General features: G+C 38.5%; 17 protein-coding genes and 1 tRNA gene. 6 read left to right on the top strand and 12 right to left on the bottom strand.

What is annotated here, in order from left to right; genetic code table 11:
* Positions 1–844: 844 nt before the first annotated feature.
* The 5 genes from sir to ANA7108_RS0118210 form a co-directional block, all read right to left on the bottom strand.
* Positions 845–2,758, bottom strand: a complete 1,914-nt coding sequence (gene sir / locus ANA7108_RS0118235) for a sulfite reductase, ferredoxin dependent (RefSeq protein WP_016952248.1) — start codon at positions 2,756–2,758, stop codon at positions 845–847.
* 361 nt (positions 2,759–3,119) lie between these two features.
* Positions 3,120–3,656 carry a hypothetical protein gene (locus ANA7108_RS0118230; protein WP_016952247.1) on the bottom strand — a complete coding sequence of 179 codons (537 nt, stop codon included), beginning with the start codon at positions 3,654–3,656 and terminating at the stop codon, positions 3,120–3,122.
* A 460-nt stretch (positions 3,657–4,116) separates the two neighbouring features.
* A complete protein-coding gene (locus ANA7108_RS0118220) occupies positions 4,117–5,109 on the bottom strand; it encodes a hypothetical protein (protein ID WP_016952245.1) in 993 nt (330 codons plus the stop codon).
* Between the two features lie 18 nt (positions 5,110–5,127).
* Positions 5,128–6,006: a hypothetical protein gene (locus ANA7108_RS0118215; protein ID WP_026104290.1), complete on the bottom strand. Its 879-nt coding sequence runs from the start codon at positions 6,004–6,006 to the stop codon at positions 5,128–5,130.
* Between the two features lie 253 nt (positions 6,007–6,259).
* Positions 6,260–6,919, bottom strand: coding sequence for an Npun_F0813 family protein (locus ANA7108_RS0118210; RefSeq protein WP_016952243.1), 660 nt, complete (start codon positions 6,917–6,919; stop codon positions 6,260–6,262).
* A 354-nt stretch (positions 6,920–7,273) separates the two neighbouring features.
* Here ANA7108_RS0118210 and ANA7108_RS0118205 point away from each other — a divergent pair.
* Positions 7,274–7,346 (top strand) — tRNA-Arg (locus ANA7108_RS0118205).
* A 278-nt stretch (positions 7,347–7,624) separates the two neighbouring features.
* Positions 7,625–8,176, top strand: a complete 552-nt coding sequence (gene dcd / locus ANA7108_RS0118200; protein WP_255345031.1) for a dCTP deaminase — start codon at positions 7,625–7,627, stop codon at positions 8,174–8,176.
* A gap of 158 nt (positions 8,177–8,334) precedes the next feature.
* Here the strand turns inward: dcd and ANA7108_RS0118195 are convergent, their stop codons facing one another.
* Positions 8,335–9,060 (bottom strand): hypothetical protein, encoded by a 726-nt coding sequence (locus ANA7108_RS0118195; RefSeq protein WP_026104289.1) that lies wholly within the window; start codon positions 9,058–9,060, stop codon positions 8,335–8,337.
* Between the two features lie 114 nt (positions 9,061–9,174).
* Between ANA7108_RS0118195 and ANA7108_RS0118190 the strand changes: the two genes are divergently transcribed.
* Positions 9,175–9,522, top strand: coding sequence for a hypothetical protein (locus ANA7108_RS0118190; protein ID WP_016952241.1), 348 nt, complete (start codon positions 9,175–9,177; stop codon positions 9,520–9,522).
* The gene (locus tag ANA7108_RS0118185) at positions 9,515–9,904 is read left to right on the top strand and encodes a hypothetical protein (protein WP_016952240.1); all 390 of its coding nucleotides are present in this window, start codon (positions 9,515–9,517) and stop codon (positions 9,902–9,904) included. Before ANA7108_RS0118190 ends, ANA7108_RS0118185 begins: the two co-directional genes overlap by 8 nt.
* A 111-nt stretch (positions 9,905–10,015) precedes the next feature.
* On the opposite strand, the gene ANA7108_RS0118180 is transcribed toward ANA7108_RS0118185, so the two are convergent.
* On the bottom strand, positions 10,016–10,942 hold the full coding sequence (locus tag ANA7108_RS0118180) for a leucine-rich repeat protein (RefSeq protein ID WP_016952239.1): 927 nt from the start codon (positions 10,940–10,942) through the stop codon (positions 10,016–10,018).
* Positions 10,943–10,946: 4 nt separating this feature from the next.
* The gene (locus tag ANA7108_RS0118175; RefSeq protein WP_016952238.1) at positions 10,947–12,443 is read right to left on the bottom strand and encodes a thymidylate synthase; all 1,497 of its coding nucleotides are present in this window, start codon (positions 12,441–12,443) and stop codon (positions 10,947–10,949) included.
* Between the two features lie 294 nt (positions 12,444–12,737).
* Between ANA7108_RS0118175 and recA the strand changes: the two genes are divergently transcribed.
* The gene (recA, locus tag ANA7108_RS0118170) at positions 12,738–13,814 is read left to right on the top strand and encodes a recombinase RecA (protein ID WP_016952237.1); all 1,077 of its coding nucleotides are present in this window, start codon (positions 12,738–12,740) and stop codon (positions 13,812–13,814) included.
* A 155-nt stretch (positions 13,815–13,969) separates the two neighbouring features.
* On the opposite strand, the gene ANA7108_RS0118165 is transcribed toward recA, so the two are convergent.
* The 3 genes from ANA7108_RS0118165 to ANA7108_RS0118155 form a co-directional block, all read right to left on the bottom strand.
* The gene (locus ANA7108_RS0118165; RefSeq protein WP_016952236.1) at positions 13,970–14,503 is read right to left on the bottom strand and encodes a hypothetical protein; all 534 of its coding nucleotides are present in this window, start codon (positions 14,501–14,503) and stop codon (positions 13,970–13,972) included.
* A gap of 199 nt (positions 14,504–14,702) precedes the next feature.
* On the bottom strand, positions 14,703–15,041 hold the full coding sequence (locus ANA7108_RS0118160; RefSeq protein ID WP_026104287.1) for a hypothetical protein: 339 nt from the start codon (positions 15,039–15,041) through the stop codon (positions 14,703–14,705).
* A 278-nt stretch (positions 15,042–15,319) separates the two neighbouring features.
* Positions 15,320–15,685 (bottom strand): Lin0512 family protein, encoded by a 366-nt coding sequence (locus ANA7108_RS0118155; RefSeq protein WP_016952234.1) that lies wholly within the window; start codon positions 15,683–15,685, stop codon positions 15,320–15,322.
* A gap of 177 nt (positions 15,686–15,862) precedes the next feature.
* Here ANA7108_RS0118155 and ANA7108_RS0118150 point away from each other — a divergent pair, with 177 nt between their 5' ends.
* Positions 15,863–16,897 (top strand): LD-carboxypeptidase, encoded by a 1,035-nt coding sequence (locus tag ANA7108_RS0118150; RefSeq protein ID WP_016952233.1) that lies wholly within the window; start codon positions 15,863–15,865, stop codon positions 16,895–16,897.
* A 195-nt stretch (positions 16,898–17,092) separates the two neighbouring features.
* On the opposite strand, the gene ANA7108_RS0118145 is transcribed toward ANA7108_RS0118150, so the two are convergent.
* Positions 17,093–18,790 carry a serine/threonine-protein kinase gene (locus ANA7108_RS0118145; RefSeq protein ID WP_016952232.1) on the bottom strand — a complete coding sequence of 566 codons (1,698 nt, stop codon included), beginning with the start codon at positions 18,788–18,790 and terminating at the stop codon, positions 17,093–17,095.
* Position 18,791: the final 1 nt, after the last annotated feature.

The following is an 18,791-nucleotide window of genomic DNA, read 5'->3' as shown; positions in this document are numbered from 1 at the left end:
GTGTCTGAATCAGGATTTCCAGGATTTAAGGATTTTCAGGATGTGATTGAATGATGGTTTTTCGGGAAGTGGTGATTTTTTGTGTCTGAATCAGGATTTCCAGGATTTAAGGATTTTCAGGATGTGATTGAATGATGGTTTTTCGGGAAGTGGTGATTTTTGGAAGTTGGGATATTTTAAATAAAAATGTCGTTTTATGATGTTCTTTAGATGATTGGTTTATAGCATTTTCGCAATTACCAATTCCCCACCCTATAAATCCTGATTCAGACAAACGCATCAGGGAAATAATTACTATTCAAAATTTCTTCATTTTAAAGATTTACAGGATGCGATCGCAAATAATAATGTTAATAATTAGTAATAATTAAAAACCTGTTATATATAGGCGCACTCTTTTCCACCTCTAACATAGAGCATAAAACAAAATTTTCGTCTTGTCAAGTCTTAACCAAGATTTTACAGAAAATTTCCTCTCCCTTATTTTCTTCGTGTCCTTTGTGTCTTAATTGTAACGAACCGCAGAGGACACAGAGTTTTAGAGATGTTTGCTGTAAGTTATTAGGACTTACGCATTGACAAGATTCCTCAAATATGTAATATGAATTATATTTCTTGTAGGGTGCGTCAGACACGATATTTTCACAAAAAACAGATTCTCTCTATCTGACGCACCTTACTCAATAAGTTATTCCCAAAGGCGAAAACGACGCAATTTCGTTCATTCACATCATGGCAGATTCGTACAGTGCGTAAGTCCTAGTTATGTAAGATTTAACATTGCTTGTAAATCTCACGCAAAAACTAAAAACTTTGCGTCTTAGCGCCTTTGCGTGAGAATATCCTATAGACTTTGGAAATACTTATCCAAAGCTTCATGTACCAAATCAGTCATAGGCCGATCTTGTTTTTCAGCCGTTTCTTTTAGATGTAAATAAACATCATCACGCAAGCTCACCCGATGACGTGATTTACCACTACTGGTAGGAGTTCCAGGTGTATAGGTATCTGAAAATTCGCGGATAGCATCAAAACCAATTCTGTCGCAAAAATCACCAAAAACCTCTTTACCTTTCCGTGATTTCTTAAAAAAGACAAAAATCGGCTCTAAAAAGCTTTCTATATCATTGTCATGCAGCTTTTCAATGATAGGTTGCGCCAAGCGTGTTTGATCTGGTGAACCACCTAACCAAACTTGGTAAGATTCTGGTGCGCTACCCACAAAACCTAATTCTGCCATATAAGGACGAGCGCAACCGTTAGGGCAACCAGTCATCCTGACCACAAAATGGTCTTTTTGTAAACCTAATTTATCTAATAGGTTACGAATTCTTTCTAAAATTCCGGGAATTGCTCTTTCTGATTCTGTAATCGCTAAACCGCAGGTAGGTAAAGCGGGACAAGCCATAGCAAACCGTGTTAACGGTTCAATTTTACCAGGGTCAGAGACAACGCCGCGAATGTCTAAAATTTCTTGAATTGCTTCTTTGTTCTCTGGTGCAATGTCGTAAAAAATGACGTTGTGGTTGCCTGTGAGACGAATTGGTAAGTTAAATCTTTCCACAATTTCCCGCAAAGCGGTTTTGAGTTGAAAGGAACCTTCATCTTTTACCCGACCATTATCGATGGAAATTCCTAAAAATAGCTTACCGTCACCTTGTTCATTCCAGCCTAGATAATCTTGATATTTGAATTTGGGTAATTGTTTAAAAGGTTCGACTGCTTTACCAAAGTATTCTTCAACTTGAGTACGGAATTTGTCCACACCCCAATCATTGATTAAATATTTTAATCTGGCGTGACGACGGTCGGTGCGATCGCCATAATCTCTTTGAGTGGCAACAATGGCTTTAACTAAATCATAAACATCATCTTTGGCTACATAGCAAATTGGGTCGGCTATTCGCGCAAAAGTTTCTTCTTTATTGTGGGTTCTTCCTAAACCACCACCCGCAAAAACATTAAAACCTTGGAGTTCACCTTTTTTATTGGTCATCACTACCAAAGTCAAATCTTGGGAATACAAATCAACGGAATTATCACCGGGAACCGTGACGCAAACTTTAAATTTGCGGGGCATATAGTGAGTACCATAAATTGGTTCCTCATTATTATGGACAATAGTACCATGACCATTTCGTTCCCTGGCGGCTTTCACTTCTGGATGTTCTTCCGCGCTAATGGCTTTTTCACCATCTAACCAAATTTCATAATAAGCGCCGGTTTGGGGGGAGAGCAAATCAGCAATATTTTGGGCATATTCCCAAGCATACTGATATTCTGGGCGATTCTTAAATGGGGCAGGGGGAGCCATAACGTTGCGGTTGATGTCACCACAAGCACCCAAAGTTGAACCTAGATTTTTGACAATTGTAGCGATCGCATTCTTGAGATTCTTTTTCAAAATCCCATGTAGCTGAAAACCTTGGCGGGTAGTAGCTCTTAACGTATGATTACCATATTCATCAGCCAGCTTGTCTAAAGCCAAATAAAGCTCAGGGGGTACAAACCCACCCGGATTTTTTGTCCTTAGCATCATTTGGTAATCTTTTTCTTGTCCCTTAGCACGGTTATCACGGTTATCCTGTTGATAAGATCCGTGAAACTTCAGAATTTGTATGGCATCTTCACTAAAATGAGTTGTATCCTGAAGTATCTCAGTGGCTACAGGTTCACGCAAAAAATTACTATTTTCTTTGATACCTTCTACTTTGGAAGGTTTGCGGTTTGTGAGAGGGGAAGCAGCAGAGTTAACCATTACAGTAGTTATGTTTGTCAATAATGCATCAGTTAGAGCCGAATTAGCAATTTTACAGTACCTATTCAGCTATTAAAACACCGAAATTTCGGTCGTAATTATGAAGAATAATTTTATCTTAACACGGTAAAATGCTGGCTTTATCAGTGATCTAACACTGAACAAAACCAGCATGGCAGTAAATAGGTGTAATTAAACACGACATAGTTTTATTCTTACTTGTTGACATATAGAGATATCTATGATTGATGCCAACAGCAGCTATTAGATGGAATTGCACCAACTCACTGAGTTTATTGTATCAGTCTCAACCTTCAATTTTTTTCCTCCCTCCGAAAAAGTTAGTAGTTCAGGTAACTTTCTACTTAAAGCTATAGCCGATACCACCATTGATGCTAACAGCAGAAGCATCACTATTTTGGTAAGCACCTAATCCAACTTTGGCATTAGTGTAGACGAGGAAGTTTTTCCCTACTTCTGATTCTACCCCAGCACCAACAACTACAGCATCTCTATTACCCAAAGGTGTAGGTTTGCCATCTTTTTCAACAAAAGAATAACCACCAGTCAAAAAGGCATTTGTTTTATTAGCAATAGGAACGTCTACGGAAACTTCGGGAATGATAGCAGTTGTTTCATCGCCCCAAAGGACATTACCACGGGCAGAGAAAGGAGTATTTCCCAACTTCACTCTTCCTGTGATATTACCCCCCAAGGTAGCAGCATCACCGCTTTTTCCACCATTGGTAACACCAGCTGCCACACCAGCACCAATATAACTAGCATCAGTACCCTTTTGTGTTTCGGCAGATGCTTTGCCAGCGTTGAAAAATACAGGAGTAATTACTAAGGTAGATAAGGCAGAAATAGCGATAAAAGACTTGAGTAAGCTTTTCATAATCTTGACCACATTTTAGAAGTTTTACTGTTAAATTACAGGTCGAATATCCGGTAAAAATGTTCCAGATAATTTTTATATTTGCTGAAATCCTGGTTGCTATTGATGCAATCTATTGAGGATTAAGTGAGTCAGCAAATTTTTGCCCCCGTAGTTATAATTGCACAGCTATATCCTCTAATTCCAGATTTTAAATTTAAGTTTGGAAAATTTTGATTGAAATTGAATCATGCTAACATCAGCAAAAATATTGTCCGGGTTGATGCTCAAGACGCAAAGAGGAGGAGACGCGGAGACGCGGAGATGGGGTGACGCGGGGACGCGGAGATGGGGTGACGCGGAGATGGGGTGACGCGGAGAGTTTGTTTAATCAGCAATTAAGTAGATTAAAACCCTCTTTCTCCCTGCCCCCTGCCCCCTGCCTCCTGCCCCCTGCCCCAAAGAGCGATTTACATCTGCTTTAAAGCAGCGACAGAGAGTAAACCTGACCATCAATCAACAGTCGAGTGATACCTTTAGCTTGTAGATGAGTACTAGCCTTGTGTAACATTCTACTGTCGGGAACTTTAATCACGCGATCGCGCTTAGTAGAAAAGCGCTTGGCTACTCTGTGGTTATCAAATACTGGCAGCGTTTTTTGTTGAGTTTCAATGGTGGGAATTGGACCTAGGTCACCAAAATCCTTAAGTGGTCTGGTGATTAATTCCGCAGAGCGGTCAATGACCAAATAACAAGTTTTCGGCAAATGTGCCACCGACAATGGTAAAACTTGAACTGGTGCTTCCCCTGGTCTGCGTTTGGCCACTAAAGGTTGTACTTCCTCAAAGTCGTCGTCCTCAAAGTCTTCCTCGTCGTCCTCAAAATCCTCATCTAAATCGTCCAAATCATCAGACTCATCTAGCAAGTCCTCGTCAAAGATATCATCATCTATGGCGGTTACTACTGGATGTTCATCGTCTAGCACCAATTTAGGTAGACTGGGAATTTCTAGGGGCTTGGGTTCTGACAACTTGTGTCTGACGATTTCTATTTCCTTGACTACTGGTTTAGGTTTTTCCACCGCTGAGGAGCGTGTTTTCACCCTTCTAATAGCCGGAATTGGTTGAGTTCCTGGTTCGGACTCAGATACTTCTTCTATGACTGGCTGTTGTGGTTCAACCTTGGGAAACTCCAAGCTAGGGCTATGGCTGCTGAATGCTTCGGTTTCTAGTTCTGGTTGACTCAATAGAGGTAACTGCTCATAGCTTACCTGCGCTCTGCCTTCAGGGGTTCTAGCAGCACGTTTTAAAGAAACGAGGTATTCATACTCTTCTTCTGGTAAGGTACTTTTGAGCAGTCGGCTAATTGTTGAGTTGCTGACACCATACCGCTCTGCCAGAGTCGAGGTCGTTTCGGCAGTCTCTCTATATAACTTGAGAATTTCTTGTTTGTCAGAATCTGTTAATTTTCTCACGGTAGACACCAAATTTTGTTAAGTTCGTTTGCGTCCACTGGTACGTCGCTTGAGGCTCAATGATGCTTCGTATTCTAAAGCAGCGCCCATACCAAATAACACTCCACTAAAAACCCAAAATACTTCTAGGATGTCTCCACTTTGGTAATCGGGAAGATAATTAGTGGCGTATTTAAACCACATATCTGCAATGTATAGCGAAAATGCCGCCGCTGCAATCATTCTCCAGGATAGAGAAACTTTCCCTCCCCAGAAAGCCAGCAGCATAATTGTGGCGATAATTAACAGCAGCACATCACTAACTACATAAAACCAATTGAGAACAAAGGCTAGTTGCTCAACTATCGGCTCTAGTTCCACTGAAGGCGCTTTTGTTTGCGGAGAAATCAACCAGGCGACAAAACTGCCTAGCCCTCCAACTGACGCGACAATTAGCCATTGCCATTTTTCTAGATTGATTCGTCTGGAGAACAAAGCTAAAGCCATACCTATGCCTAGAAACAGATAGGTCATTACAAAAAACACATCCCCTAGCGATACTTCTGGGTCTTGCTTTAAGATTATTTCTGTATAACCGAAAAATATTCCTCCAATGAAATAGGCAAGCATACCTAAACCTATTAAAAGCCAAACCTTTCTACTACTGACAATTTGGCTACTCCGCCAGTTTCTTAAGCATAAGACACCTGCACCCAAGTAAGCCGCAGCTTCAAAAATATTTGTCCCCAACACATACCAATCTTCACGGATTTCTGTGTTATTTGGTCCGGGAATTTTAGCACTAAACAACAAAAAATATAGCAGCGCTAGTAAAGCCCAGCCCATGCTAACTAAGATGATGTTTTGAGTAGTAAAAATGGACTTGGAAGGGTATGAATTGTTGTAAGAGTTACTCATAGGTCTCAACTAAGTAAATGCACTCTAGCAATATTTTGGGCGTAATTGATTGTGTGATCAGGAGTTCACCTATCAGGTCTTACACAATTTAACACCGAAAGCAAGTGCTAATGGATGGTTCGTGATCAAATAATATCCATGCTAAGTTAGGTGGGCGTGAATATTTATTATGAGGGTAAGGCAGAAGGCAAGAGGGAAGAAGGTTTGAGCAAAGTTAATTTTTCTTCACATAGTTATGTTTAATTTTGCCTACTTACTGCCAAAGTTTACTTAGCGGAGATTGACTTAACCAACCGATAAACACTAATTGTTCTTCTTCTGGCATATCCTGTAATCGATCCTTTAATTGACGGGCAAAATTAGTATCACCAAAATATGTTTTTCCTAGTCGATGGAGTTCTTCCAGGAGAATAATCACATGAGTTTCTTGCCAAGAAGGCAATTTTGTCATTTGTGTAGGATCAACAGTTAGTAAGGATTTAACTGACTCTGAGGAAGATATCTGGGGAAATTGCTTTTGCTGTAGTATTCCTGTTATGTCTTTTTCAAACAAGCTGGCTTGCCGATTACCTAATAAATCCTCAATGTCTAGATAAACGGCTTGTAGCAATAAAATACTAGCTAAGGCTAAAATTTCCGTGTTGCTATGGCTACCAGTGTCATTGTCTATCTGTTCTAAGCGGATTTTACCCCAGACACTATAGCGTTCCGGTTCCTCAAGCAGCACACAGGCTTTACCACGATTGTCGGTAAGGGATCTCCATAAAGCTTTAGCTTCAATCTCTTGACTAGCTTTGAAGACACTTATCAGGCGAAAGGTTTGCCCTTGATAATGGAGGATCGGCACCTGCTGATCCCGCGTTGGGTGCTGAATACTTGATATTTCAACATCCTGGCGTTTGAGAATAAACATGGCACTAGCAAATAACTCCTCACAGGGGCTGTTTTGATAAGGGATATGTCATGGACTTGGGCAAGATTGCCAAAAGTATAATTATTTAGATTATGTTGAGGAAGAATTCGGCATTTGCCAAATGTTTTACCAGCATACGCCCTATGGGGCATCAGCGTTCATGGGCAAATTCCTCCTTGACATCACAATATATCCGAATATCTCATCTATTTCGTTTTTAGTGTACATCGACTGGCTAATGACTAGGATCTTACTCTTGATATTGTGAATTTTCCAACTTGATCTTGTTTATAATTAGGAAGATTAGATATAATGGTGTATGATGACTTTTTAAGAAAGCCAGACATTAGTCTTGGGCGCGTAGCTCAGTGGATAGAGCAATTGCCTTCTAAGCAATCGGTCGCAGGTTCGAGCCCTGCCGCGCTCGTTTTAACTCAATATCAACCCTCAAGGTCATAAGTAATAATATACTGAATTTGCTAATTGAGGGTTATTTTTGATGCATTAAATCACATAAGTGCGGATATGTCCGCTAATTCTTTTGGTGTATGCTTTAGATATTTTCATCCTAATAAGTATAAAAGCGTATTATTGTATTGAAATATGATTCCTAGTTGTTAGCCTGATACCAATTTACGATATTCTATTAATTCGATTTGAATTACCCGTGAACTTGTGATTAAAAACGATATTTGGATTACTGAAATGGCTCAAAAGGGGCTAATTTCGCCTTTTGAGCCGAGTTTAATACGTCATATTGGGGAATTACCCATAATTTCATTTGGTCTTAGCAGCTTTGGCTATGACATTAGACTATCACCCAACGATTTCCGTATTTTTAAGCATATTCCTGGTACAGTAGTCGATCCCAAGAATTTTAATCCTGAAAACTTGGAGCAAACAAAACTCCATACAGATGAAAATGGTAGTTACTTCATCCTTCCAGCACATTCCTATGGACTTGGGGTTGCTCTTGAAAGGCTAGAAATACCAAACAATATTACAGTAATTTGCATAGGTAAAAGCTCTTACGCAAGATGTGGTATAATTGCGAACGTAACTCCTGCGGAGGCAGCTTGGCGCGGTTACTTGACCTTAGAATTATCCAATGCTTCTAGTGCTGACTGTCGCATTTATGCCAATGAAGGCATAGTACAGTTAATGTTTTTAGAAGGAGCGCCCTGTGCTGTGAATTACGAAGCACGTCAGGGTAAGTATCAAGACCAGTTAGGTGTTGTAACTCTAGCTAGGGTTTAAACACAAGAACAATAACATAGGCACTATATTTAAACCAGCACATGGAACATATTCTGAAAAAATAGCTTGTTTAAAGCTATATTCTGTATCTATGCTGGTTATAAAAACAATGACTTCAATCACATAAATTCAGGTCATCTTAACCGTCAAAAGAGAAATTATTGAGGTTTTTCTATATTTTCTTTAGGGTAAGTTTGTATTGTTTGAGTGCGTATAAATGATGATACTTGTGGTATCATTGTCATTAAAATTTGTAAGCTACTGAGAATCAATAGTATAATAGTAAATGTCGTTTGATTTGTGTCAATAAAATCCCTTATCTCACTCAAAAACCCTTTTTTATAGTTTCCTACAATTTTTTTAGCGTCTTTATCGTAAGGGATAACTCCTTCTTGGACATCAAGCACATAGATTGTACAAAAAGGGTCTCCTTTTTTAAGTTCAACAGTTCTTTTGCCTAAGTTAAAAACTGTGATGGAAAGTTTTCCACCATATCCAGGATCTATCTTTGATGAAGTATTGGATAAACCATCTTGTAAAAGAGATACTTTAGGAACTACATGACCAAATCTAGTTTTAGGAAATTTAAACTCTTCTTGTGTTTCAATAATTACTGCTGCTCCTGGTTGAAGAGATATTTTACCATTATCTAATAAATCATGTTTACCTGATTCTTTGTGATCTCTGTATTCACGTCCAACTCTTAAGTCATAAGTTGCATTGCTAGACTTTGTACTGAGAAGTTGCTTAGTATCCAGTTGTTTAGTATCAAGATTTTTTATCCAAATGACCTTACCTTCAGGTCCACCTGCTTTAGAATATTCATCTTCAGTTTCGACAACTGTTTTATTGCTACCATCCAATATGAATGGGATAACACTCATAAGTTTTACCAAATCAAAAATTACTGTCGACTAATTATACACTGAATTATAAGTTGTACCTCATTAGTTAGCAATTAGGTTACGCCAGGCTTGCCATTATATACTTAGATAACCATGCCAGAAGAAGAACCAATCTCAGACCCATTTTTGATACAACTATTAGAAGGGTATACTTTAACAGAAGTAGCTGAGATGGAAAAATATATGACCGAGTGGGATGCTGCTACTTATAGCAGTGTTGCTCAGAGTATATTAGACCATGCAGCAAGAAAAGATATTGACCCTTTAAAATATTTACGCAAAGCTCATAACTTTAATAAAAAAGGAGCTATCAGAGTTCCAAAAACTGGATATCGTGGAGATAGTTCAGCAGTATATCGTAAAGGTAATGAATATCTGATTATCAGACCAGACAAATATGGTAGCGAAAAGATAGTTACTTATGGAGTTAACGATGACTGAAGCAATTTTAAATGAGCAGGAATTGACTAAGAGAAATATTACTCAATTATTGTCACAATTGACAAATTTATATCAAAACACTCGCAGCGAAAGAAAAGAAATTGCTACTCAGTTTCCTCCAGAAGAAGAAGAGTTTTCACTGTTAGAAGAGATTGAACTTTTAACAGTAAATTTAAGAGGTTATGCCAGTCAAATTGCAGCTACAGGTGAAATAATTAATAAGGAGCAGGTAATTTCTCAATTACAAGCAATGCGAGTTTTTAGTGTGTACCCAATTGGAAATTTTTATTTTAAAAGTAATGGCAGGTATGAACGAACAAAAAACTATATCAGAATGTTGGATTACTTGCGATTGTTATTGTTAGAATATTTGCAGCATTGATCAAAGATACACAAACTCAGAAATAAACATAGTTTTATGAGATGGTAATTTTCAGTGAAATGGAGTGTTTTTATTGTGCGTAAATCCATAAACCACCAAAATAACATTAGACTAAAACTTACAGATAGACTCATCTTTAAAGAGACATTGTTTAGAGATAATTGGATTTTCCCAAAGGTTAAGATAAGTCAAATTAGTCAAATTCGACAAAGGTTTGATATCGCTGACTTGATTTTTCCAAAGGTTAAGATAATTCAATTTAGTCAATTTAGTCAAATTAGTCAAATTAGTCAAATTAGTCAGATTAGACAAAGGTTTAATATCGCTGATTTGATTTCTCCAAAGGTTAAGATAATTCAATTTAGTCAAATTAGACAATGGTTTGATATCGCTGATTTGATTTTCCGAAATGTGAATATGAGTCAAATTAGTCAGATTAGACAAAGGTTTAATATCGCTGATTTGATTTTCCGAAAGGTAAAGCAAATTCAAATTGCTTAGATTAGACAAAGGTTTGATATTGCTGATTTGATTTTTAAAAAGGTAAAGAAAATTCAATTTAGTCAAATTAGACAATGGTTGGATATCGCTGATTTGATTTCCCGCAAGGACAAGAGCAGTTAAATTAGTCAAATTAGACAATGGTTGGATATCGCTGATTTGATTTTTAAAAAGGGAAATACCAGTCAAATTGCTTAGATTAGACAAAGGTTTGATATCGCTGATTTGATTTTCCGAAAGGTCTAGAGTAGTTAAATTAGTCAGATTAGATAATGGTTGGATATCGCTGATTTGATTTCCCAAAAGTTTAAGTTCAGTCAATTTACTCAGAGTTTGATTAGCTTGACTACAATTTTGGGTGTTAGTAACTTTTAATAATGCTTCTACAGTTCGTCTCGTTTCTTGAGGTAAACTGGCTTTTTGTTGACACCATTCCTGAAATGTTTTGGGTGTTTTTTTAGGTGCAGCCGTTACTTTTGGGGTGTAAACTCCTAAAGTTAGGGTTAAAATGGTGGTAGCTGCTAGAGTTATTTTCATGATTTTATTTCAATTTTATTGGTTTATCCTGTTCATAAATAATCTGTTCTTTCATTAATAAAGCCATTTCTGCTTTTTGTAATTCTGACCCCAAATAAATCGCGTGTTCAACTTGTAACCCAGGACAATCTGCTACTATTTTCCGGGAAAGTTTATTTGCAGATTTACCGGAATAACAATTAACTACTTCTCCAGAACCAGGAGTTGTATGTTCTACAATAATAATATTATTCTGCACTGTAATAATAAAACTACCGGCAGGATCAAAATAGTCTCTTTGCTGACAAACTTGAGAATATTGAGATGAGATCACATTTTCGACATTTTCAAAACAATCATCATAAATATGGGCGCTTTGACTAATGGTAATTAATGAACCAATTTTTAAAGCATGATTAGATTTTTGAACAATAGAATTATAAATATATTTTTGTAATTCCCGTAATCCCATAGCATTTGCAGGCCATGCAGAAAACATATCATTACTGCGGAAAGTTGCTGTTAAAGATAATTCGTGATCAACTATTCTCACCCAAATATGATTTAGACAAGGTGGACTATCATCATCATCTTTACCAGCATCCCATAAAGACATGACTGCTCTTGCGGAATCAATATCAGCTACTAGTTTATCAATTACTTGTTGAATTTGATCGCGTCCAAACCAAGAACGTAAACGTTGCCCATAAGTGTATTTCACACCTTCTCGATTCGGTGCATCATCTAAAATTTGCGAAATATATTCTTCTAAAAAACTTCTATCAATTGGTAAATAATTCGGTTCAGGAAAATAGAAATCATCAGGTTCATCGGTGACAACTGCCATTAAATCTATTAATTCTTGCCATTTGCCATCATAACCAGTTGGTCTAATTGTTCCAGTTGTCTTAATGCGATGAATGATTTTTACCCAAGTTTCGGCTATGGTTTTACCTTCAATTCTGTGTCCATAGCGTGAACCTGGTAAAACTGTGGGTTCAACGGTAGCCATAGGAAATTCTAAAGGAAATCCCCAAGGATCAATTATTTCTTTTTGGGCGTAATGCTTAATTTGTGCAACTGCTTCAGTAATTGATTTAGCTTCTTGAACTTCTATAGAAAGTCTGAGTTTTTCTAAAGCATTTATATCAATATCAATATCAATATAACCAGGAATCGGAGAAATAACTATCCAAGATTTACGCCCAGTGTCGCTTAAATTTTCTTCAACACCATTATGAAAAAAGTCGAGCAAGCATTGACAAGCACCTGCATTTTTATCTTCTTTAGTAGCGTTGAGAATTACTAAATGACGAACATGGGGATTTAATAACAAATTGCGAATTAGTAAATTTATACCCCTAGTGGGTGAATACAACTGACCAATTACAGCGTACTCTGATGGTTGTAGGTGTTTTGCGATCGCTTGCTTCACCGTCCATCCTGTAATCACTGCCGTTTGCCCATAACCGTAAATCAACTGGTTGGGCTTGTGCTGTGCCGCGTAACTCGTTCCTGTCATGGTTTGTTAAAAGTCAAATTTTAATAATTTAGCATCAACACCAGGATCACAAATTTTTATTCAACACATCAGCGTCCCTCCGCGCTTCCCTCCGCGTACCTTGGCGTTAAAAAAATCACCCTCTTTCCAAAATTGTCGAGTTCAATTACCCTAATCATGGCGCGATCGCGTTACGATCTTCTCACAATCTTTTTGGAAAAGTTCTATTTTCACATTTTCCAGCTAAAATAGTATATCTGTTCTACTGAAACTCCCAACGCAACAATCCTTAAATCCATATATTTAGAGGCTCTAATGGCAATAAACACTGAGAATGCAGGCAAGCAAAAAGCGCTGAATATAGTACTCAGCCAGATTGAGCGCAGTTTTGGTAAAGGAGCAATCATGCGCCTAGGCGATGCTACCCGAATGCGTGTAGAGACTATTTCCACAGGGGCGCTCACCTTAGATTTAGCATTGGGTGGCGGTTTACCTAAAGGGCGCGTGATAGAGATATATGGTCCGGAAAGTTCTGGTAAAACCACAGTAGCCCTACACGCCCTCGCCGAAGTGCAGAAAAATGGCGGTATCGCTGCCTTTGTTGATGCTGAACACGCCCTTGATCCTACTTACGCTGCTGCATTAGGTGTAGATATAGAAAACTTGTTAGTTTCCCAACCGGACACTGGCGAATCAGCTTTAGAAATAGTTGATCAGTTGGTGCGCTCTGCCGCAGTTGATATTGTAGTTATAGACTCCGTAGCCGCACTAGTACCCCGCGCCGAAATTGAAGGGGATATGGGTGATATCCACGTTGGTCTACAAGCCCGGTTAATGAGCCAAGCTCTGCGTAAAATTACTGGTAACATTGGTAAATCTGGTTGCACAGTCATTTTTATCAACCAGTTGCGACAAAAAATTGGTGTTACATACGGTAGCCCAGAAACCACAACAGGTGGTAACGCATTGAAGTTTTATGCGTCAGTACGTCTCGATATTCGCCGGATTCAAACCTTGAAAAAAGGCACAGATGAATTTGGTAATCGGGTCAAAGTCAAAGTAGCAAAAAATAAAGTAGCACCACCTTTTAGAATTGCCGAATTTGACATCATTTTTGGTAAAGGAGTTTCTACTCTGGGTTGTCTGGTTGACTTAGCAGAAGAAACCGGCATTCTCCTACGTAAAGGTGCTTGGTACAGCTACAACGGCGACAACATTTCTCAAGGTCGAGATAACGCTATCAAATATCTAGAAGAGAAGCCAGAATTTGCCAGCACAATTGAAGGGCAAGTTCGTGAAAAATTAGACAAGGGGGCTGTAGTTTCTGCTAACTCTGTGGCGAAGATTACCGAAGAAGAGGAAGAAGAAGAAATCGAATTAGAGGAAGATTAAACAAGAAATGTGGGGACATGGAGAAGCTTTGGGATCAACAAATTCCAAAATCTCAGATCCATTGTCCCCCAGCCCAGAAAAATAATAGTCAATCCCAAATCGGTTTACTTTGCTGATATTGGGTTTGTCTTAATCAAAAGCCGTATAAAAATCTACTAAAATTCTACTACTTCAAACTCAAAAGTTGCAATTAGACTTTCCTCAACATATACCTCTATTTTATGTTTACCAAGAGGATCACCAGGAGCAATCTTCCAAAAATTTTTAATCACACCATTTACAGGTGTTTCTGTGCGCTTGGTAATGGCTGTAGTTCCGTCAGATGATATAGAAAAATTCTCAGATTCCTGTGTACTCCAAGTTTCTGGTGCTTTGGGTAAACTGAGAACCTCCCGCCATTTTACTTTACCTCGATGGTTCGGAAGTTTAATCTGCCAACCATAGGCATCACCTTTCTTTAAGGGTACTTTAGTTGTCGGGAAAAAATTAACTTTACCTTCACCATCAACTATCCTAACCCCAAACTCTGATTTAGCAACGGTAATCTTTTTACCATTAATTGACTGAGAATATTCTAGGGGTGCTTCCGCTAAAACAATCCTATTATTATTTAAATCCGCAGTTATAGCGCCCAATATCAACCAAAAAGAAGTTAGAAAAAGCCTAGCAGCCCAAATTCTTATAAGCATTATCTTCCTGTTAGATATTAGTATTTAATTCTCTCAATTTTAGCTATGTTCCGGGTTGAGATCCAAAAATTATCAATCGGTGAAAATAAGTATAAATATAGCCTAGGATATAATTCACTAAAATGCTAAAAATAGAAAAGAGAATACAAATATATTGCATCCTCTTTTCAAACTGTATTGCTGAGAACAGTTCCGCTTTTTAATCTTCGTCAAGTGCAGGAAAAAATTCTTCAAACCGCCACAAGGTATCTTTATTTTCAATGAACCAAATACGAGTTTCTGGTGTTAACTGACTCCAGACAACTTCAGGGGGAAGATGTGGAGAATCATACTGATATTCCTGACCAAGTATTCTGAGATTATCTAATACATTACCAGGAATACCAAGCTCTTGCCAGTTAACTGTGTAGTTTCTACCAGTAACTCCCGCAGTTGGATCAAAAACCAATTGTGCAGTTCTAATTAAGTCAGCAAAGTGTTGCGGTTTGAGTCCGATGATATCTTGAATTTCGATTGATTTCTTAGGCTCTGGAGGCATTGTAACTGAAGTGATGAAGATAGTTGGTTGATGGAACTTACTGCCAGAGATGATGCCCATAAATCTAGTTTAGCGCAGAAAATAAAGGTCAGCGTTACTGACCTAATAATTAGGAAATTGTGAGGTAAGTAACTAGGCGAAAATAAATAGAACTATGTTAAGTAAGGTAACAAATTCGGAAACTAGCTCGTAGTTAGGGCTTTAGCCCGAATTTCAGGTCTAAAGACCTGACTACAAACCTTTAATTATTTACGTTACTCTACTTAATTGTAATGTAATTATGCTACTTCCACTAAAACTGTCACCGCTGCAACTGCTATCAACATTTCGTCATTTTTATCGTTGAGAGACGGTATTGCTAAACCATCAACTACCATTCCCCCACTTTCTACGGTGAGAGATTTACGACCAAAGGGAAGAACAGCTAATACCTCTGCTTCTCGGACTTGTTCGGGGTAGGGTACTGCTACCTTGACTTCCACAATCATCTCATTTGGGTCTTTTAACCCGGCTATTTCCATAATACCAAGTAAGGCATTGTGAGCGATCGCATTTCTGACCGCCCTCGCTGCGGCTACAGTCGGTTCCTGTCCGTGCTGGTCTATTCCCATTCCCATTTCGATGATAAAGCGTTTTAGTGTCATTTGTAAATTCTCTAAATTCTGTACCTTTTACTTTATCTCTGTAGTGGTATTCTGTTATCAATAAATCACCAAGTTATCAGGGAACAGGGAACAGGGAACAGAAAAGAAGGCACTATTAAGAATTATTTAATCTGGATGTCGGGAAAGACAAGAGTAAATATTAAAATTATATTCTCCATGAACATCAACCGTCGTCAATTTATCACTACCTTGGGAGTAACTACTTTAGCAACCCATTTAGCAACCCAAATCCCTCCAGTTATTGCCAAAAAGTCACTTTCACCAAACACAATTATCAAACCGCCATGTTTACAAATTGGCGATACTGTAGGATTAATTTCCCCGGCAGGTATTGTTGAAGCTAAAGATATAGAAGATGCAAAACAAACTTTTATAAACTTAGGACTGAAAGTTAAAACAGGTGTACATATTTTAGATCGGGACGGATATTTAGCCGGAAAAGATGCAGACCGCGCCCAAGATATAAATACAATGTTTGCAGATAAATCGATAAAAGTCATTATTGCCATGCGTGGCGGTTGGGGCTGTAATCGGATTTTACCTTTACTTAATTATCCTCTGATCCGTTCTCATCCCAAAATTATTATGGGTTATAGTGATATTACTTCTTTATTATTAGCTATTAATGCTCGCAGTCGATTAGTTACTTTTCATGGGGCAGTTGCGACATCAACTTGGAATCAATTTACAGTTGATTATTTTAAACGGATATTATTTAATGCCGAAACTGTAATCATGGAAAATAATCACAATAGCGCTGGGAAAATAGAAGTAATTTCACCGGGAAAAGCCAGGGGTAAAATTGTTGGTGGTAACTTGTCCGTGATAGCAGCAATGGTGGGTTCAGTTTATTTACCATCTTGGCGAAAAAATATTTTATTTTTGGAAGATATTGGCGAAGATATTTATCGCATAGACCGAATGCTGACGCAATTAAAAAATGCTGGTATTCTACAGCAAATTAATGGCTTTATTTTTGCACAATGTACGAATTGTCAATTGGGAGATGAACCATCATTTACATTAATGCAAATATTAAAACAGCATATTCAGCCTTTAGGTATTCCAGCTTGGTATGGTTCTATGATTGGTCATATTCAAGATAAATTTACAGTACCAATGGGTGTAGAAGTAGAAATAGATGCTGAGAATGGAACAATCAAAATGTTAGAAGCGGCTGTAATAAGCTAATCGTCATTTAACTTGCTAATTTCTAGGACTTACGCACTATACAAATGAAACATGATCTGCATCAACTGGAATTAGTTATTTCCAGCATATTAGGTGCGTCAGATATCAACAATCTGTTTATTTGCAGGATTTATGCAGTAGTAAAGCACCCTACAACAGATTTTTAGTGTGACACTTGCGTAAGTCCTAAGCTTATTATCGCCACCCTAACCAACGTAAGCAAGGCACAATTAGGTAGTAACTCAACCCTAAGCACAAACTGATCAAAATGCCCATTAAACCAAAAAAAACTATGGGTAGGAATAATTCAACCCAGCTAGGCTGACTGGAAAAATGGAAGATAGGTGCTGGAACTCCTAAATGAATCAAGGCTGCGAGAATGTTTGCACTGCCAAAGGAAGCTAGAAAAGCGTAAGCTAGGTAATGGGTACGAAAACCTAAACCCAATGTAAGTAAGGAAACGGATACCAAAATCCATGCAACCAAACCTTCAGCGCTATTATGTGGTTTGATGAATTGCCAAATTATCCAGCCCAAACTATAACCAATTAAACCCATCAGCGATGCTACTAAAAATCGTCGCTTTTGACCAAAACTCCCAGAGAGGGTAAGTCCCCAAGCGGTTCCAAAACCAGCAACAGCAAATACTAAAATTTCTGGGGCTGAAGTAGGTTGATAATTTTGTATTAGTTGGGCTAGTTGAAGTGATATCAATTCCACCACGTCAGTGCCTAATTTTGTTTGATAAGCCAGAATAAAACCGACGATTGTACCTAAAATAGCGCCGATACTACCCAAAATCATTGCCCAAATTGTTGCTAGACAAGCTAATAAAAATTGAAATATCGTCCTAATTGTGAATACTGTAGTATTACTTACGGTTTGGGTAAATTTGGTAACTGTTTGGTGGATAGATTTTCCCACTCGGCTAAAGAATCCTGGTTGTGATCCAGTGGGGACAATTTTTAGTAATCTTTTTTGAATAATAGCTGCATGGGCAGGACGCGATCGCACTTCCTTCTGTACCATTTCATCTAATAAGTCGGCCAGACGGGGGTTAATATTGCATCGATTGCGCCAGCGTAACTCCCCAGTCATGGGATCTTCTAAATCCTGGGGATATCTCCCTGTCAGTAATTCAATTATCGTCCTTCCCAAAGCATAAAAATCCGCAGCAGGTCCGACATTACCACCAATCACTTGTTCTGGTGGACTATAACCAGAAGAAAATAAGCGCGTGGAAGGAATGTGCGATCGCAATATCGCCCCAGTAAATTGTTTAGCCCCGCCAAAATCAATCAACACCAATTGTTCCGCCTGAAGAGGTGCAGTTGGCGAAGGATGACGCAGCATTAAATTAGAAGGTTTGATGTCCCGGTGAATAATTTGGCGTTTGTGCAATTCCTGCAAAATCTTGATCCCTTGGGCGAACCAATTTAGCACCAAGTCCTCTGGACATCCTTGAGGATAATTTCTGAGGATTTCTTCTAAATTTTGCCCATTAATTTTTTCCATCACCAGACAAGCCAACTGGTGCGGTTTAGGACTAGTCAAATTGATTTGAAAATACCCGTCAGCATCAACTTTGGGTACACCCGGATGACGGAAATTACTTAAAACTTCCGCTTCTTGGATAAACAATTCCAGCGCCTTGGGGGAATCTTCCACTAAGACTTTCAGCACTTTATCTGTCTGGGTTTTTTCATCCCAAACAGTGTAAATTTGAGCAAATCCTCCCGATCCGAGGGGTTCGAGTGGGTGATAACGGTCTAACAAATGTAGCGGTGCGCCACAGCTGTTACAAAATTTGTTTCCCCAAGGTTGGGGGTAAGGACGTTGACAGTTGGGATTTATGCAGTGAACCGCACTCTGATTTATCTGGGACAAAACCACG

It is taken from the genome of Anabaena sp. PCC 7108 (genome assembly GCF_000332135.1).
Taxonomy (GTDB): Bacteria; Cyanobacteriota; Cyanobacteriia; order Cyanobacteriales; family Nostocaceae; genus Anabaena.
This window is presented reverse-complemented; position numbering and strand designations above follow the sequence as displayed.

Excerpts from the sequence above, each read along its gene's own strand:
- ANA7108_RS0118190 (WP_016952241.1), top strand. The coding sequence starts at position 9,175 with ATGCCAGAAGAAGAACCAATCTCAGACCCATTTTTGATACAACTATTA.
- recA (WP_016952237.1), top strand. The coding sequence starts at position 12,738 with ATGGCAATAAACACTGAGAATGCAGGCAAGCAAAAAGCGCTGAATATA.
- dcd (WP_255345031.1), top strand. The coding sequence starts at position 7,625 with ATGGCTCAAAAGGGGCTAATTTCGCCTTTTGAGCCGAGTTTAATACGT.
- ANA7108_RS0118165 (WP_016952236.1), bottom strand. The coding sequence starts at position 14,503 with ATGCTTATAAGAATTTGGGCTGCTAGGCTTTTTCTAACTTCTTTTTGG.
- ANA7108_RS0118185 (WP_016952240.1), top strand. The coding sequence starts at position 9,515 with ATGACTGAAGCAATTTTAAATGAGCAGGAATTGACTAAGAGAAATATT.
- ANA7108_RS0118155 (WP_016952234.1), bottom strand. The coding sequence starts at position 15,685 with ATGACACTAAAACGCTTTATCATCGAAATGGGAATGGGAATAGACCAG.
- ANA7108_RS0118230 (WP_016952247.1), bottom strand. The coding sequence starts at position 3,656 with ATGAAAAGCTTACTCAAGTCTTTTATCGCTATTTCTGCCTTATCTACC.
- ANA7108_RS0118210 (WP_016952243.1), bottom strand. The coding sequence starts at position 6,919 with ATGTTTATTCTCAAACGCCAGGATGTTGAAATATCAAGTATTCAGCAC.
- ANA7108_RS0118215 (WP_026104290.1), bottom strand. The coding sequence starts at position 6,006 with ATGAGTAACTCTTACAACAATTCATACCCTTCCAAGTCCATTTTTACT.
- sir (WP_016952248.1), bottom strand. The coding sequence starts at position 2,758 with ATGGTTAACTCTGCTGCTTCCCCTCTCACAAACCGCAAACCTTCCAAA.
- ANA7108_RS0118180 (WP_016952239.1), bottom strand. The coding sequence starts at position 10,942 with ATGAAAATAACTCTAGCAGCTACCACCATTTTAACCCTAACTTTAGGA.
- ANA7108_RS0118175 (WP_016952238.1), bottom strand. The coding sequence starts at position 12,443 with ATGACAGGAACGAGTTACGCGGCACAGCACAAGCCCAACCAGTTGATT.
- ANA7108_RS0118195 (WP_026104289.1), bottom strand. The coding sequence starts at position 9,060 with ATGAGTGTTATCCCATTCATATTGGATGGTAGCAATAAAACAGTTGTC.
- ANA7108_RS0118150 (WP_016952233.1), top strand. The coding sequence starts at position 15,863 with ATGAACATCAACCGTCGTCAATTTATCACTACCTTGGGAGTAACTACT.
- ANA7108_RS0118160 (WP_026104287.1), bottom strand. The coding sequence starts at position 15,041 with ATGCCTCCAGAGCCTAAGAAATCAATCGAAATTCAAGATATCATCGGA.